18 protein-coding genes are annotated in these 17,007 nt (G+C 38.1%); 10 read left to right on the top strand and 8 right to left on the bottom strand.

What is annotated here, in order from left to right; translation table 11 throughout:
• Positions 1-83: 83 nt before the first annotated feature.
• The 3 genes from W908_RS07600 to W908_RS07610 form a co-directional block, all read right to left on the bottom strand.
• A complete protein-coding gene (locus W908_RS07600; RefSeq protein WP_053820609.1) occupies positions 84-650 on the bottom strand; it encodes an HD domain-containing protein in 567 nt (188 codons plus the stop codon).
• Positions 643-1,743, bottom strand: coding sequence for a gamma-butyrobetaine dioxygenase (locus W908_RS07605; protein ID WP_082345032.1), 1,101 nt, complete (start codon positions 1,741-1,743; stop codon positions 643-645). The genes W908_RS07600 and W908_RS07605 overlap by 8 nt, the downstream gene beginning before the upstream one ends.
• A gap of 74 nt (positions 1,744-1,817) precedes the next feature.
• Positions 1,818-2,708, bottom strand: a complete 891-nt coding sequence (locus tag W908_RS07610; RefSeq protein WP_053820611.1) for a phytanoyl-CoA dioxygenase family protein — start codon at positions 2,706-2,708, stop codon at positions 1,818-1,820.
• A 90-nt stretch (positions 2,709-2,798) separates the two neighbouring features.
• Between W908_RS07610 and W908_RS07615 the strand changes: the two genes are divergently transcribed.
• The gene (locus W908_RS07615) at positions 2,799-3,239 is read left to right on the top strand and encodes an NfeD family protein (protein ID WP_053820612.1); all 441 of its coding nucleotides are present in this window, start codon (positions 2,799-2,801) and stop codon (positions 3,237-3,239) included.
• An 8-nt stretch (positions 3,240-3,247) separates the two neighbouring features.
• Here the strand turns inward: W908_RS07615 and pyrE are convergent, their stop codons facing one another.
• Positions 3,248-3,889, bottom strand: coding sequence for an orotate phosphoribosyltransferase (pyrE, locus tag W908_RS07620; protein ID WP_020023753.1), 642 nt, complete (start codon positions 3,887-3,889; stop codon positions 3,248-3,250).
• A 31-nt stretch (positions 3,890-3,920) separates the two neighbouring features.
• Between pyrE and W908_RS07625 the strand changes: the two genes are divergently transcribed.
• From W908_RS07625 to fabB, 9 genes are all read left to right on the top strand, one after another.
• A complete protein-coding gene (locus tag W908_RS07625) occupies positions 3,921-4,685 on the top strand; it encodes an exodeoxyribonuclease III (RefSeq protein ID WP_053820613.1) in 765 nt (254 codons plus the stop codon).
• Complete coding sequence (gene trmB / locus W908_RS07630; protein ID WP_053820614.1) at positions 4,682-5,380, top strand: tRNA (guanosine(46)-N7)-methyltransferase TrmB; 699 nt, start codon at positions 4,682-4,684, stop codon at positions 5,378-5,380. The genes W908_RS07625 and trmB overlap by 4 nt, the downstream gene beginning before the upstream one ends.
• Positions 5,381-5,833: an FxsA family protein gene (locus W908_RS07635; protein WP_020025565.1), complete on the top strand. Its 453-nt coding sequence runs from the start codon at positions 5,381-5,383 to the stop codon at positions 5,831-5,833. It begins immediately after the preceding gene.
• Between the two features lie 39 nt (positions 5,834-5,872).
• Entirely contained in the window at positions 5,873-7,072 is a 1,200-nt protein-coding gene (locus W908_RS07640) for a bifunctional folylpolyglutamate synthase/dihydrofolate synthase (protein WP_053820615.1), read from the top strand.
• 71 nt (positions 7,073-7,143) lie between these two features.
• Positions 7,144-8,040 (top strand): CvpA family protein, encoded by an 897-nt coding sequence (locus W908_RS07645; protein WP_053820616.1) that lies wholly within the window; start codon positions 7,144-7,146, stop codon positions 8,038-8,040.
• Positions 8,041-8,043: 3 nt separating this feature from the next.
• A complete protein-coding gene (gene purF / locus W908_RS07650; protein ID WP_020023759.1) occupies positions 8,044-9,561 on the top strand; it encodes an amidophosphoribosyltransferase in 1,518 nt (505 codons plus the stop codon).
• A gap of 12 nt (positions 9,562-9,573) precedes the next feature.
• Positions 9,574-10,731 (top strand): O-succinylhomoserine sulfhydrylase, encoded by a 1,158-nt coding sequence (locus tag W908_RS07655; RefSeq protein ID WP_053820617.1) that lies wholly within the window; start codon positions 9,574-9,576, stop codon positions 10,729-10,731.
• Positions 10,732-10,794: 63 nt separating this feature from the next.
• Positions 10,795-11,307 (top strand): 3-hydroxyacyl-[acyl-carrier-protein] dehydratase FabA, encoded by a 513-nt coding sequence (gene fabA / locus W908_RS07660; protein WP_020023761.1) that lies wholly within the window; start codon positions 10,795-10,797, stop codon positions 11,305-11,307.
• Positions 11,307-12,533, top strand: coding sequence for a beta-ketoacyl-ACP synthase I (gene fabB, locus W908_RS07665; protein ID WP_053820618.1), 1,227 nt, complete (start codon positions 11,307-11,309; stop codon positions 12,531-12,533). The genes fabA and fabB overlap by 1 nt, the downstream gene beginning before the upstream one ends.
• On the opposite strand, the gene secF is transcribed toward fabB, so the two are convergent.
• Genes secF through serS form a run of 4 tightly spaced genes read right to left on the bottom strand, consistent with a single transcriptional unit; the run spans position 12,534 to position 16,981 of the window.
• The gene (gene secF, locus W908_RS07670) at positions 12,534-13,460 is read right to left on the bottom strand and encodes a protein translocase subunit SecF (protein WP_053820619.1); all 927 of its coding nucleotides are present in this window, start codon (positions 13,458-13,460) and stop codon (positions 12,534-12,536) included. It abuts the gene before it with no gap.
• Complete coding sequence (gene secD, locus W908_RS07675; protein WP_053820620.1) at positions 13,457-15,304, bottom strand: protein translocase subunit SecD; 1,848 nt, start codon at positions 15,302-15,304, stop codon at positions 13,457-13,459. Before secD ends, secF begins: the two co-directional genes overlap by 4 nt.
• Before the next feature lie 16 nt (positions 15,305-15,320).
• Positions 15,321-15,659, bottom strand: a complete 339-nt coding sequence (yajC, locus tag W908_RS07680; protein WP_053820621.1) for a preprotein translocase subunit YajC — start codon at positions 15,657-15,659, stop codon at positions 15,321-15,323.
• A gap of 26 nt (positions 15,660-15,685) precedes the next feature.
• Positions 15,686-16,981, bottom strand: coding sequence for a serine--tRNA ligase (serS, locus tag W908_RS07685; protein WP_053820622.1), 1,296 nt, complete (start codon positions 16,979-16,981; stop codon positions 15,686-15,688).
• Between the last annotated feature and the right edge of the window lie 26 nt (positions 16,982-17,007).

A 17,007-nucleotide genomic window follows, 5' to 3' on the forward strand; every position in this document is an offset into this window, starting at 1 on the left:
GTGATTAATTTCAATTTATTACCACAATATTATACTTTCCGAATGAAACTATATAGAAAGATTAAAAATCAAGTATTTATTTACTAAATATTACTGATTAATTGAGCCTCAATTAAAGACCGATAGTATGAAAATGGTGGACATTGCTTGTTCGGGTCTTTAGCTTCTTCATCCCAGTGGCGCAGATTGACACACTGCTCTAAATAGTCATTTTTTTCAAACTCTCTCACCTCATACTCACTCATTGGACCTCCTTGAAGATTCAAGGTGTGGATTGAGGCTGATGAGAGAAGTTCAAAATAATCAGGTTGAACTGCGCAAAGATATCGCTTTGCAGAGACATGCTGACGAATTGGCTCAACGACTGATGCCGGAAAATACTCTTCAAGAAAATTAGCACCTGCCTCTTCATGAAAGTTATTAATACCTTTAACTAATGATGACTCAGGAATTTCATTTTTGTAATGCCCAATATCATGAAGAAGTGCCGCCACAATTTGACTATTATCAGCACCCGCTTCTTCAGCACACTGAGCGGCCTGAAGCATGTGCTGTGCCATCGTAACTTCCTCGCCTAAGTAGGACTCAGCACCGCGCCTTTCAAAAATATCTTCAATAAGATCTAATATATATTCTGGGGTATTAGTCATTATTATTTTTCATTTCTAGCCTGTTAAGAAGACTATAAAGGCCATCCAAATCAGAATATGCACCCTGCAGATGGCGTTTTCCAGATTTAGAGAATTCTGTTCTAGCATGCATCACTCGAGTATTATCAAAAAGCATTAAATCGCCCTCAGATAGCTTGAATTGAATCTTTAATTCATCCCTCTCAATGATCTCACTCCAGTGACGGTATGCCTTATAAAAAGACCTCATTTTATCTTGAGGCACATTGATCGTATCGATTGAACGGTTGTTGTATCTAACCTTGATAACTTCTTTTTTATCATTTAAGTCAATCATCGGTACCCTTGAGCGAAGCTCAGTTTTACTATCTGAAAAGCGATAATTAATCCAGGTATTTGCTAAGGATAGAAAGTTCTCTTGACTCTCTTCTCGAAGAATAGATGCGGCTTTAAAACCATCAACCAAAATTGACTCTCCGCCCTCAGTAGAGCTCTCAAGGCAATGCAGTAATTGCACTGTTGGAACAGGATCCCTGTAAGGATTATCTGTGTGAGAGCCAAGCCCGAGATTGGTAAAGGCAAGGTTATTTGGGTTGACCTCTGTTCTTACCTCAAACAAAGCCCCATAGTTTGTCTCTCTAGTGAACCCCAACTCACTAATCACTTTCAACACTTGGCCGTCTTGGGTTGGAACGTCATTTAAAACAAAGAAACCATACTCTCTAAGCGACCTAAGCGCTAAGACCTTTGAAGTATCATCAGAATGCATCAAGTCATAGCTGATAAAAGGAAGTCCATTATCAAAGCTATCTTTTTTCCATAATTTTTTGGACTTTTCGCTCCTATCCTCGAAATGACTGTTGAGTTCATAGCAGTTTTCCCTGAGCCACTTCTGACAAAAGACTGACAAGTGATTTTCAGGTTGAAACATCACGCAAACATTTCCCTCAGCATCCTTGTAAGCCTTTTCAATAGTAATATTAGAGGGCAGATCTTTAACGCTAAATAGTCTTTGCCCATTATCTAAGTTTCTTGATTCAGGCATCTGACAGTGGTCTCTTAGCCAAAGACTATAAAGAGAGCTTTTATTTCCATCACTCCAATCTATGACCAACTCATCACCGACTATAGAAATTATTTTGATTAAATCGATTTGTGTCCCCTTTGATAATCTAGCTTTAAGTTTTTTTACATTGCAATATTTTTACTTTTGGATTGCTGTCCAAAAAAGGAAACCTCTTTTGGGTATTCTGGCAACTCGATACTATAGCTAGTACACCTCACGGTACCAGTCTCTTTACCCCTGACAACCATACCAACTAGATCACTTGGGAGGTGGTTTGGAGAGAGTGCAACTGCATCCTCAGCTTTATAGGTAATGATGAATAATGATCTTGGCAGTGAAGATCGGTTTGGTGCTGAACCATGCAGCAATTTTGAATGCATAAGGCAAGCTGAACCTGCTTTACCAATACAACTTAACGCATTTTTTTTATTTTCAGATACAACATTTTCAGCAACAGCTCCAGTAAAAATGCCCTTATGCCAATGAGAGTGTAGTGGCCCATTATGGGTTCCAGGAACAACCTCAAGCGGCCCGTTTTCAAGGGTCACATCATCTAAAAAATAAAGAACAGTCATAATATCTTCATTGGAATGAGGCTCAAAAGGAAAGTCCTGATGGAACTTCACCTCAGTGCCTGAGCCGGGCAACTTGAGATTTATTTTATTGCCAAGGTGTGTGATATTTGGTCCAAATATCTCAGTCACCAGATCCAATGCATTGTTATCTTTTACCACGTCAAGGCATATCTCCGAAATTTCTGCTGGTGATGTGATCCTTCTCACTGCTGGTGTGCTTTCAGAATGAGTTTTAGGCTCAATATCAAATCGAGGCCTTCCATCCTTTATCTTTCCAAAAGGCTTTTTGTGGCTTTTACTTTCATCAACCCAGCTGGCAAGCTCAGCATTAAGTGATACTAATTGCTCACTGGTAATTGCATTTTCAAAGAAAATATAGCCATCTCGATGAAATTGATCAATCAGTTCTTTGTTGTCAGACTCATTTTTTACTTGCATACATAGCCTCCTAAGGGCATTATGAACCAAAATTAAGAAAAAATAAAGAAAAATTTAATGGCCTATTAGAAAGAATATAAAATTATCTACATGGAAATATTATTTGATAATTTAAACTTCATGCATTGGTTAGTTTTGGGCCTTGCACTCATCATTCTAGAGCTGTTCTTATGGACAACATTTCTTCTCTGGGTTGGAGCCTCAGCAATCACCGTGAGTATTGTTTTTTATCTCATTCCAGATGTTGATGGGCTCACAAAAGTATTTACTTTCCTAGCCATTTCAGTTGCCGCAACATACCTTTCTAAAAAATATTATCCTATTAAAACAGTTGATGATGAATTAAACGAGAAGGCCAAGACTTATATCGGAAAAGAATGTAAAGTCAGCTCAATGGAGGATGGCGTCATTAAAGTTCAAATAGGAAAGTCACTTTGGTTCGCTGAGGGCACTGATCTCAGTGTGGGTCAGACCGTTAAAATTGTTGGCGTTGAGGCGTCTACTTTTATTGTCGAGCCTGTTAAGACCTAATCAGAAGTTTAACTGATCCCGTACTGCGATCTGTAGCTCTCAATTTTATCTAGGATTTTTGAATCATCGCTTGTCTTCAAATAGTCAATGATATGAGACAGATTGATGATGCTTAAAACCGTAATACCAAATATCTGCTCTACTTCTTGTATGGCTGAAAGCTCACCCTTCCCTTTCTCTTGTCTGTCAAGCGCCACAATAACACCTTTCGCATTTGCCCCACAATTTTGGATAATATCTTGAGCCTCTCTAATCGCAGTTCCTGCCGTTATAACGTCATCAATAATCAAAATATCTCCTTCCAGGGGGTGGCCAACTATGCTTCCACCCTCACCATGATCTTTTGCCTCTTTTCGATTAAAGCTGTAGGGAACATTATGATTAAAACTGTCATTAAGTGCAATAGACGCAGCAGCTGCAAGAGGTATACCCTTGTATGCAGGGCCAAACAACACATCAAACTTTAGCGCACTCGCTTCAATGGCTTGCGCGTAGAACTTTCCTAATTCAGATAAGTGACTGCCCTTGTTGAATAGACCTGCATTAAAGAAATAGGGACTAATCCTGCCTGATTTAAGTGTAAATTCTCCAAATTTAAGAACGCCAGTCTCTAACGTAAAATCAACAAAATCCTTTTGATACTGTTCCATCCAATATTCCTAAACAATTAAAATAAGCGATATGAGAATTATAACAATTAATGTTAATGGAATAAGGGCTGCTGAGAGAAAAGGTTTCTTTAATTGGCTTAAAAAACAGAATGCTGATCTTGTCTGTCTGCAAGAGATTAAAGCGCAGGAAGATCAGCTTGATGAGCGTTTTTATCCTGACGATATGCATACGTATTATCATCCTGCAGAGCGAAAAGGATATAGCGGGACTGGTCTCTATTGTAAGTCTAAGCCTGACAAGATATCTTATAGTCCATGGGAAGACATGAACTCTGAAGGAAGGATTATTCAAGCAGATTTCGCTGACTTGAGCGTTTTATCAATCTATCTCCCCTCTGGATCATCAAAGGAGGAGAGACAAGCACTGAAAATGGAATTTATTTATGACCGCTTTTTGCCACACTTACGTGAGCTCAAAAAAGATAATAGAAGATACGTAATTTGTGGTGATTGGAACATTGCACATAAAAAAATTGACCTAAAAAATTGGCGATCTAATCAAAAAAACTCAGGCTTCCTTCCAGAAGAGAGGGCATGGCTTGATATACTTTATGATGATTTAGGCTATATCGACTCTTTCCGAGAAATCAACCAAGAAGAGTTCCAATATACTTGGTGGTCTAACCGTGGCCAAGCCTGGCTGAATAATACTGGCTGGCGCCTTGATTATCATGTCGTCAGTTCAAATATGGCTGGCACTGCAACCTCATGTGAAATATACAAAGAGGAGCGCTTTTCAGATCATTCTCCTTTAATCATTGATTATCAGTTATGAGTGAAGTAAAAGGCCATCGCAAAATTCAGAGCTTTGTTAAAAGGTCGGGCAGACTTTCAAAAGCCCAATTCCTTGGACTGAATAATCTATGGAGTGATTTTGGGGTTGAGATTAATGACAAGGAACTCATCAACTTTGATAGGATATTTGTAAAGCAAAATGATATTACGCTTGAAGTTGGCTTTGGGAATGGTGATAGCCTTCTTGAGATGGCCATAAAACAGCCTTTTCAAAATTTTATTGGTATTGAGGTCTATGAGGCTGGAGTTGGAAGAATTATTAATGAGGCGAGTAAACAAAACGTCAGCAATCTAAAGATTATCAAAGATGATGCTGTAGAGGTAATCGCTAATAACATCCCTGATGAAAGTATTTCGCATTTCCAATTATTTTTTCCTGATCCTTGGCACAAAAAGAAGCACCATAAGCGTAGAATTGTCCAAACAAGCTTTTTAGATCTCCTTTCGAGAAAACTAAAAACCAATGGAACTGTCCATATAGCAACTGACTGGGAAAACTATGCGGAACATATCATGGAAACTCTAGAAGCGCATCCTCACTTTAAAAACATTGCAGGAGGCCATATATATTCTGAAAGGCCCAAAAATAGGCCGCTTACTAAATTCGAAAATCGTGGTCATAAATTAGGTCATGGTGTTTGGGACTTACTTTTTAAAAACACAAAGGGGGGTTAAATGTTATTTCCTATATTTGTTGTTGTAACGCTAGCTGAAATATACGTTCTTGTTTCTGTGGGACAGGCCATTGGTGGCCTCTCAACAGTTCTACTCGTTGTAATTACTGCATTTATTGGATCAAGCCTTCTTAGACAGCAGGGCTGGTCAACTATGGCCAAAGCTCAACAAAGCATGTCAGAGGGAAGAACACCAGCAATGGAGATGATGGAAGGTGTCGTTATTTTAGTTTCTGGAATCCTTTTACTGACTCCTGGTTTTCTGACAGATGCACTTGGACTTCTAGGTCTAATGCCTTGGAGCAGAAGTTACTTTATTAATCATTTTCTTGAGAAAAATGCTGAGCGCGTTTTTAAGCAAAGAAACTCAGTCTTTATTAACAGAACAAACAGCAGTGAAAAAAAATCAAATAAAGATGACACTATCGAGGGTGAATTTTGGGAAGATAAATAATCCTCTATTTCAAAAAAAATCAGCAATAAATATCTCATAATGACAAGCAAAAAAACGCTAGATGACTGGTTGGCCTGGCAAGAAACCCTTATGGAAGAGACGATTGTATTAGGACTTGATAGAGTTCAATTAGTCTTTGAAAAACTTTTTCCAAATGGTGTTCCCTTCAAAGTTATAACAGTTGCAGGAACTAATGGAAAAGGCTCCACGGTTTCCTTTATTGATAGTATTTACCAGCTATCAAAATATAAAGTGGGGCGCTCTACTTCTCCCCACTTATTGAAATACAATGAGCGCTATGCAGTAGATGGTGAAGATGCATCTGATGACGTCATAATCGAAGCTTTTGAGATCATTGAAGGCAAAAGAGAAGATATCAAGTTAACCTATTTCGAATTTTCAACTCTCGCAGCCTTCATTATTTTTGAAAAGGCCGAGGTCGACATCGCAATACTTGAGGTTGGGTTGGGCGGCCGGCTTGACTCTGTCAATGTAGTTGATAGTGATGTGAGCATCATCACAAATATTGCAATCGATCATACCGATTACCTAGGAGACACTAGGGAGGCTATAGGCAGAGAAAAAGCAGGCGTGATGAGAGGCTCTAGGCCTTGCATTTGTGGAGATCAGGACCCTCCTCAAAGCTTATTGGCATATGCTAAGGAAATTGGCACCGATATTACATTTGTGAGTAAGGCCTATGAAGATGAAATTGGACTCGAGGGAGATCATCAGAGACTCAATGCTGCTGTTGCAATCAAAGCAGTTGAAAGTCTTGCAGTACAAAACCCAATTTCTAAAAGTATGATTAGCGAAGGCATCAAAAATGCATCAATCAGAGCAAGATTTGAGAAGGTTGAGATTGGAGATAAAACAATTATTCTGGATGTTGCTCACAATCCAGCAGCTGTAAAAACGCTTGTAGAAACTCTATCTAAATCGTCGATGCAAACAGTCGCTATTTTTTCAGCGCTCGTAGATAAAGATATTATTGAGATGATTGAACTTGCCTCAAAAGCAATAAAGCATTGGTACCTGGTCCCCCTTTCCTCAGAGAGAGCAATTAAATCAGAAGTATTGAATAAAAAATTTTCAAGCTCTGACTCAACAACAATCTGCCAAGATATGGAAAGTGCAATTCATGGGTCATTAGCTCTTAGAGAGGTAGAAAGAATTGTTATTTTTGGCTCTTTTTATACAATTGCAGATGCTTCAATAATTATTAATAAACTCAGATAGTATTAGTCGTTGGAGAGAACGACAAAGCATCATAAACTATTGTAAAATCAATTCTATCTATCAAGGAGCTCATGGGCAATTTTTTTGACAATGTTTGGAGTGCAATAAGCATATTGGCTTGGTCAGATTGGCTCACCCTCTTAATTCTTATCACATTTGTTGTTCGAGGTTTTATTCAAGGCCTTGCCAAAGAAGTCATAAGCTTTATATTTGTTATTATTGCAATCATATTAGCTTGGCTTTACTATGAGCCATTTGCTAAGACCTTTCTAAGTAGCTGGATTAACTCAGATAATCAATCTACCTATGCACTATCCTTTGGAGGACTATTTCTGAGCGCTTGGTTCATTAAAAAAGGCTTATACAGAATTGCAAGTGCATCGGCAAGTAACCAAAATTCTAATGATCTAAATAGACCCTTTGCCAATTCAGTGATCTTTGTGATAGTTGGAATATTTAGCTTTAACTTTTTAGGAACAGTTGCAGACCTTAAAACTATTGAAGCAATAATCACTAACGAGTCACTCAGAAGTTTTGTGTCTTTTGTCCTAATTTTCGTAATCTTAATGGTTGGATTATTTGCCCTATCAAAACTTCTTAATATTAAAGTTGATACAGAAAATCCTTCCATTATGGCGCCAGTATATGAGGGTATATTAAGTGCATTAAGTTCCTTAGATACTCTTATTAATGCTAGAAATGTTGATGGTCTAAAGAATAAATTTTTTGGAGCCATTTTAGGTTTGTTTATAGGTGGTACTTTTGTTCTTATCGTTGTTCTTATTTTACAAAACATGAGTTGGGTCACACAAAATCATGCGTGGGTTGAAACGAGTGGTGCATTAAGAACATTTCAGGACTGGTCTGTTGACGTTAAGCCCGTCTTATCCAAGTATCTTCTTTTTGTAGAGCTTGAACCGGGTGATGTTGTTGTTGAATTTATAGAAAGTGAAATTTTGAAGGATTAATATATGTGCGGAATTATTGGTATTCTCTCCACAACTAAAAAAGATGTTGGTCTATACATCTATGATGCATTAACAATTATTCAACATCGCGGTCAAGATGCCGCAGGAATAACAACAGCCAATAAAGGTCGTTTTTATATGAGAAAGGGTAATGGCCTTGTTCGAAATGTATTTAGAACAAAGCATATGGAAAAACTGATAGGTGATATGGGTATTGGACACATACGCTATCCAACTGCAGGAAGCTCTTCAGAGGCTGAGGCGCAACCTTTTTATGTCAACTCACCCTATGGAATTGCATTTGCACACAATGGCAACCTTACCAATGCAGAAACTCTGGCTCAAGAAATTTTTGAGCAAGATCTTCGTCATATTAATACCAATTCAGATTCCGAAATTCTACTGAATATCTTGGCAAGTGAAATTGCTGAAGAGCAAAAACATAGAATCAATGAAAGAGATATTTTTAAAGCAGTAACTAAGCTCCATCAAAGAGTAAAGGGGGCATATGCAGCTATTGGAATGATCCCAGGCTATGGAATTTTTGGATTTAGAGATCCTAACGGAATCAGACCATTGATACTTGGTGAAAGAACTACTACAGAGGGTACTAAATATATGCTAACTTCAGAGAGCGTTGCTTTGACTGCTCTTGGATATAAGATTACACGCGATGTTGACCCTGGCGAGACAGTAGTGATTGATCGCAAAGGCCAAGTCCACTCCCATCAGTGCTCAGATAACTCGAGGCTCTCTCCTTGTATTTTTGAATTTGTCTATTTTGCAAGGCCTGACTCTATTATTGATAATATTTCAGTTTATAAATCACGCCTAAGAATGGGTGAAAAACTTGCAGAAAAAATTAAATCTCAATGGCCTAGGGATGAAATTGATGTTGTTATGCCTGTGCCTGACACTTCGAGGACGGCGGCGCTTCAGCTGGCTAATGAGTTAGATATTAAATATCGAGAGGGCTTTATAAAAAATCGATATATTGCCAGAACTTTTATTATGCCAGGGCAAAAACAAAGGAAAAAATCAGTACGTCAAAAACTCAGTGCAATCGAACTAGAATTCAAGGATAAAAACGTTCTTCTCGTTGATGATTCAATTGTACGAGGCACCACCAGCAAAGAAATTGTTCAGATGGCAAGAGCAGCTGGCGCAAAAAAAGTTTTCTTCGCCTCAGCCGCTCCTCCAGTTCGCTACCCAAATGTATATGGCATTGATATGGCAAGTAAAAATGAGTTTATTGCTCATGAAAAAACAACTGATGAAGTATGCAAAGTCATTGGAGCAGATAAACTCATTTATCAAAACTTGGATGACCTGATATGGTCTGTTCAGCAAGGAAATCCTAATATCAAATCTTTTGATTGTTCGTGTTTTGATGGAAATTATTTGACTAATGACATTGACAAACCCTACCTAGATAACCTTGAAGCCATTAGATCTGACAAAGCAAAAGAAACCAATATGACGAATGAAAGCTCAGAATTGATCTACAATGATGCTGACTAAACAGACAAAATCATGACTGAAAAAAGCTTTCAAACCAAATCAATTCGTGAAGGACACGAGCCTACGAATGAACAAGAGCACTCGGCTGCAATATTCTTAACCTCAAGCTACAAATTTAATAGTGCTGAAGAAGCTGCAAAACGATTCGATAAAAAGGAAGAGGGTAACGTTTATTCTAGATTTACAAATCCAACAGTTGATGCTTTTCAAAACAAATTAGCAGCCTTAGAGGGCGCCGAGAAGTGCCAAGCTACAGCAAGCGGTATGTCAGCTATTTTTGCAACTATCATGACAATACTTAAGCCGGGTGAACATATGGTGGCCTCTCGTTGTATGTTTGGGACGACCATTGTTCTCCTTAATGATATTATTGAAAAATTTGAAATCAAAGTCACATTTGTTGATCTACCAAATCTTGATGATTGGGCCTCAAATGTTCAAACAAATACAAAATTGTTTCTGCTAGAAACTCCTTCAAACCCCTTAGGTGAAGTGGTAGACATCAAAAAACTCTCGTCTATTGCAAAAAGTAATAATATTGTTTTAGCAGTTGACAACTGTATTATGTCGCCAGCTCTTCAAAAACCTTTATCTTTGGGTGCAGATCTAGTGATTCATTCAGCAACCAAATATATTGATGGCCAAGGAAGATGCCTTGCTGGTGCGGTTGCAGGCAAAGCCTCAATTATTGATGATATTAGCTCATTTACGAGAAGTACTGGACCTACCTTAAGTGCCTTTAATGCTTGGATTGTTCTAAAGGGCCTTGAAACACTTAATCTTAGAATGAGGGCACACTGTGAAAGTGCGATGACACTTGCAAGCTGGCTAGAGAGTCAAGCATTTGTTGAACAAGTTCACTACGTCGGCCTAAATAACCATCCACATCATGAGATTGCTTCAAAACAGCAGTCAGGTTTTGGAGGAATTGTCTCGTTTCAGGTCAAGGGTGGCAGAAAAGAGGCTTTTAAACTCATTAATAATACTAAAATGATTTCAATCACTGCAAACCTGGGTGATACAAAAACGACTATTACTCATCCTTCATCCACGACTCATGTTAGGCTTAGTGATGATGAAAAAAAACAAACGCATATCACTGAAAACCTAATTCGTATTTCTGTTGGATTAGAAAATGTTGAAGATATTATTGCTGACCTTAAGCCTTAAGTTGAATTTTAAGCGTAATTCAACTATGTTAAAATTCATTCAAAACAAGATATTTCAAATTCTATGAAGCAAAATAGCTACTCTTATGAAGATTTAATCCTTTGTGGCAAAGGAGAATTGTTTGGACCTGGAAATGCCCAACTACCACAACCACCCATGTTAATGTTTGATCGTATTACTGAGATTAATGAAAATGGTGGAGATTATGGCAAGGGAGGAATGACTGCTGAACTTGATATTCATAAAGATTTATGGTTTTTTGATTGCCACTTTAATGAAGATCCAGTCATGCCAGGTTGTCTTGGTGTTGATGCTATGTGGCAATTGGTTGGGTTTTATCTCGGATGGCTAGGGGGTCCAGGCAGAGGGCGTGCACTTGGCTCTGGACAAGTGAAATTCACAGGCCAAGTATTGCCTACAAGCAAAAAAGTCACCTATAACATTAGCCTTTCACGTGTTATCGCAAGAAAACTATATATGGGTATAGCTGATGCTACGATGGAAGTTGATGGAAAAACCATTTACGAGGCAACCAATCTAAGAGTTGGATTGTTTACTGATACTTCAGCATTCTGATGAATAGAGTTGTTGTCACTGGCATGGGTATTGTTAGTAGCTTAGGCATAAATAAGTCTGAAGTATTAGAGTCCCTTAAGTCTGCAAAAACCGGAATTGAGTTTAGTGAAAAATATTCAGAAATGGGTTTAAGATCCCATGTTCATGGTTCTATTCCTGAAATTGATACAAGTGATGTAATAGATCGAAAAATGCTTCGCTTTATGGCCGATGCAGCTATATATAATGCCTTAGCGCTTGACGAAGCCATTAAAGAATCTGGACTTAGCCCAGAGATGGTATCGCACGAGAGAACTGGTTTAATTATGGGATCTGGTGGTGCTTCAAACCAAAATATTGTTGAGTCAGCTGATATTTTGAGAGACAGAGGTATTAAGAGAGTTGGGCCATATCGTGTTCCAAGGACAATGGGCTCTACAACATCTGCATGCCTATCAACGTTATTTAAGATTAAAGGTATTAATTACTCTATCAGCTCAGCTTGTTCAACTAGTGCCCACTGTATTGGTAATGCGATGGAACAAATTCAACTTGGGAAACAAGATGTTGTTTTTGCAGGTGGTGGTGAAGAGTTGGACTGGTCTCTTACTATGTTGTTTGATGCCATGGGAGCTCTTTCTTCAAAATATAATGACTCTCCTAATAAAGCCTCACGCGCATTTGACGCCGATCGTGATGGATTTGTTATTTCAGGCGGTGGGGGTGCTCTTGTACTTGAATCCTTGGATCATGCACAAGCAAGAGGAGCAAATATCATTGCTGAACTAGTTGGCTATGGCGCAACCTCTGATGGCTATGATATGGTGGCGCCCTCTGGTGAAGGTGCAAAAAGATGTATGGAAATTGCAATTAACGGAATTAAAGGACCAATTGATTATATTAATGCTCACGGAACGTCGACTCCTGTAGGAGACCTTAAAGAGCTAGGGGCCATAAAGGAAGTATTTGGTGATAGCACAATACCACTTATTGGATCTACAAAATCCTTATCGGGTCACGCATTAGGTGCTGCTGGTGTGAACGAATCAATCTACTCACTTTTAATGCTTCAAAATGACTTTGTTGCTGAGTCCGTGAATATTGAAAATCTTGACGATGAGGCGAAAGGAATGCCCATTGTAACTGAGACCAAAAATATTAAACTGAATCGAATACTTTCAAACAGCTTCGGCTTTGGCGGTACAAATGCGTGTCTAGTTTTTGAAAAGTTTAGCGATTCAAAATAATTAAGGTCTAGCGTCGATCTCTTTTTTCTCTTTTTCTGAAGGAAGCATATCTTCCTTCGAAATTCCGAGCGCAAGGATCATTGAACTTGCAACATATATTGATGAATAAGTACCAATAATAACTCCAATCAATAATGCACCTGCGAAACTATGAATCACTTCGCCACCTAAATAAAATAATGCTAGAAGAACCAACAAGGTCGTCAGTGAGGTCATCAATGTTCGCGATAGCGTTTGATTAAGAGCCTCGTTGATGATAGGCTCAGCCTCAACTTGGCGTGTAGAGAGAAAATTTTCTCTAATTCTATCGAACACAACAATGGTGTCATTAAGAGAGTAACCAATTACAGCAAGAATTGCTGCCAAAACAGTCAAGTCAAATTCAATTTGTAAAATTGAAAAAATACCTAACGTAATTATCACATCATGAACAAGGGCCGCTATAGAGCCTAAGGCAAATCTGTATTCAAATCTAAATGCGACATAAATCAAAATACCTATGAGCGCATATAGCATTGCAAGGCCGCCGTCATTTGTTAATTCTTCGCCAACTTTGGGGCCTACAAACTCTACCCTTCTTACATCAATGCCATCACCAAGCATTCTGATGATTGAAGAGCTAAGCTTTGCACTTGAGACCTCCTGAGGCTCAAGTTGAATCAGCACCTCTGTATCTGAACCAAAATATTGAACATTAGTTCCCTTAAAATCACCCTCTGAAAGTTTTAAACGGATATCTTCAAGGTCGGCTGTTTTTTCATAGCCTAACTCTATTAATGTTCCACCTGTAAAGTCAATTCCAAACTTTAGGCCTTGAAAGCTTATAGAAGCAATAGACAAAACTAATAAGACTGCAGAAAAAATCATGGCATACTTCCGCTTGCCAACAAAGTCAATCACAGGAATATTTAATGATCTTAGACTCATATTGCCAACTCCTCAATTTTTTTACCGCCATAAATAATATTTATCACTGCTCTGGAAACAATAATGGCAGTAAACATCGATGTAATAATTCCAATCGATAGCGTTACAGCAAAACCTTTAATTGCTCCAGTGCCAAAACTAAATAATACTATGGACGCTATTAGCGTGGTGATGTTGGCATCTGCAATTGTTAGCAGTGCCTTTTCATAGCCTGCAGATATAGCCTTTTGTATATTTTTTGTAGCCTTCAGTTCTTCCTTTACTCGCTCAAAGATTAATACGTTCGCATCTACAGCCATACCCACAGTTAAAACGATTCCGGCTATACCTGGCAGAGTAAGGGTTGCCTGGATTAAGGATAAGATAGATACTATTGTAATTAAATTAATTGTTAATGCTAGATTTGCAACAAGGCCAAAAACGCGATAGCGCCATCCCATGAAAACTAATACTAAAGCAAAACCAACAAGAACAGAAATAAGGCCTTTTTGAATGTTATCTGCACCCAAACTTGGGCCTATTGTTCTCTCTTCAATAATTTCAACTGGCGCTGAAAGTGAACCAGCCCTCAAGAGAAGAGCAAGATTTGTAGCCTCTCTAGAGCTATCTAGGCCAGTAATTTGAAAACGGTTAGAAAATGTTCCTTGTATTGTTGCAGCATTAATAATATCCTGAGTTTTACTTCGCTTTTTGACAGCAATACCCTCCTCTAAAACTGTTTCAACTTTGTTCTCAATGAACACTACCGCCATTCTGTAACCAATAAACTCCTTAGTAGTATCTAACATCGATCTTCCACCAGAGCTATCCAGGACTATACTGACGCTGGGCTGATTGTTTTCATCCATACTTGATGAAGCGTCAACTATATTTTCACCAGTCGTTATGACGTTAGTTTTCAGAAGCAAAGGTCGGCCATCTTTAAATTTATATATTTTTGATCCAGCCGGTGTTTTTCCTGACTGAATAGCTGTTTGTACATCATTTTTCTCATCGACCATTCTAAACTCGATAGTCGCGACTGCACCTAAGATTTCTTTGGCTCTTGCTGTATCCTGAACGCCTGGCAATTGGACAACAATTCTCTCTGTACCTTGTTGTTGAATGATTGGTTCAGCGACACCTAACTCATTAACACGATTTCTTAGTGTTGTTATATTTTGTTTTAATGCACTTAGTTTTGCAGCTGCTTGTGCGCTTGAAGAAATTTCAAGACCAAGCTCTAATGCTTGCTCGCTTCCTTCCGCAATAATCAAATCAGGTAAATCGCTTTTTATAACCTTTTTTGCTTCATTCTTAAGTTCTTCAGTTTTAAAGCTAACTACAAGAATATCTTCATCTTTACGAATTTTTTTATAAAGCTTATCCTCACGAAGAGTTGTTCTTAATTCGTTGTAATAACGATCCATAGCCATTGCAGTAACTGCATTCATATCGACCTCAAGTAGAAAATGAACACCACCTCTCAAGTCAAGCCCTAGAGACATTGCCCTGCCACCTAAACTTGAGAGCCATTGTGGAATTGAAGGCGCAAGATTAAGCGCAACAACATAATTCCTATTCAATGAATCCTTCAACAGAGCTTTAGAGGTTAATTGAGACTTTGAATCACTAAACCTAATTAGAACATTATTATTTTCAATTATTGCAGATTTATAGTCAACACTATTCTCAGAAAGTGTCTCATTTATGCTTTTCAGATCTTTTTCTTGAACTACATAGTCACCAGTACCGGTAATTTGGATCGCTAAATCCGACCCATAAAGATTAGGAATAGCGTAGAGAGTTGAGATGAAAAGGAAAAATACGATAAGTGCATTTTTCCATCCTGCGTAATGATTCATAGAAACTTATTTATAGTTATTTTTCTTTTTTCTCGATTGATTTAGCTTTTGAGCTAGACTTAGCTTTTGAGCTAGACTTAGTCATTGACTTGACACTTCCTTTAGGCATTTTTTGGTTAATACCTTGCTTTTGAACTTTTACTGAGACACCCGAGGCAATTTCCAATTCAGCAAAAGACTCGTCGACAGCAGTAATTTTTCCAATAATTCCACCATTCGTTACAACTTCATCGCCTTTCTTCAAAGCTTTTAGAAGGTTTTTATGATCTTTAGCTCTTTTTTGTTGCGGTCTGATAAGTAAAAAATACATAAGCACAAACATTGCTATCAGAAAGAGTTCTGGTGGTAAATTCATTTTTTGCTCCAAAAATTGTAAAGGGGTTATTTTATCTTAGTTAGGCCTTTCATGTAGCCCTGTAAGACTTTTGGTATGGTTATACTTCCATCAGCATTTTGATAATTTTCAATCACTGCAACCAATGTTCTGCCAACTGCAAGGCCAGATCCATTGAGTGTATGTAAAAACTCAGTCTCATTCGTTTCAGGGTTCTTCCATCTGAGCTGCATTCTTCTGGCCTGGAAAGCCTCAAAACAAGAACAAGAAGAAATTTCACGATAGGCATTTTGACCTGGTAGCCATACCTCTAAGTCATAAGTTTTTGCTGATGAGAAACCGAGGTCACCTGAACAAAGGACTACTTTGCGATATGGAAGACCTAATAACTGCAAAATGCCCTCAGCATCACTTGTCAACTCTTCAAGAATTTTGTATGATTCAGAGGGTTTTGAAATTTGCACTAGCTCAACTTTTTCGAACTGATGTTGGCGTATTAATCCTCTAGTATCTTTTCCATAGGAACCAGCCTCTGATCGAAAACAAGGTGTATGAGCAACAAATTTGACTGGCAAGTCAGATGCTTTCAAGATTGAATCTCTAACAAGATTTGTCACAGGAACCTCAGCTGTAGGTATCAAGTACAAAGCTCTTGCTTCTCCCTCCTCACCATGTAGATGAGTTTTGAATAAATCTGCCTCAAATTTAGGTAATTGGCCAGTACCCATTAGGGAGTCTGAATTAACTAGATAGGGGACATAAGTCTCTGTATATCCATTTTTTTCAGTATGATGATCCAGCATGAACTGAGTTAGAGCGCGTTGAAGTTTTGCAAGCTTACCAGTAATAACTACAAACCTTGAACCCGAAATCTTAGCTGCAGCAGCAAAGTCTATTCCATGCATTTCACCAATATCAACATGATCCTTAGGTTCAAAGTCTAATGTTGCTGGTCCCTTTTCTGGCCAGCTGAAAACCTCATCATTATCATCTTCAGAGATACCCTCTGGAACTGAAGTGTGAGGAATATTAGGTATCGATAAAACTATCTCGTTAATCTTTGACTGGATTTCCTGTAATTGATCTTTAGCACTATCAAGTTTATCACCAAGCTCTGAAACCTCTTCCAAAAGTGGCTCAATATTCTCCCCACTAGCCTTTGCTTGTCCGATAGACTTTGATTTGGTGTTTCGTAAATTTTGTAATTCTTGAGTTTGAACTTGGATGATTTTTCTTTGATTTTCAAGTTCATTGTATTCATCAACATCAAAAGAAAAATTTCTTCTTTTGAGCTGCTCAACAACAAAATTAATATTCCCTCTTAAAAGCTTACTCTCTAACATGATGTTAAGTTAAATTATTATGCGTA

The sequence above is a fragment of the Candidatus Pseudothioglobus singularis PS1 genome, from assembly GCF_001281385.1.
GTDB lineage: Bacteria > Pseudomonadota > Gammaproteobacteria > PS1 > Pseudothioglobaceae > Pseudothioglobus > Pseudothioglobus singularis.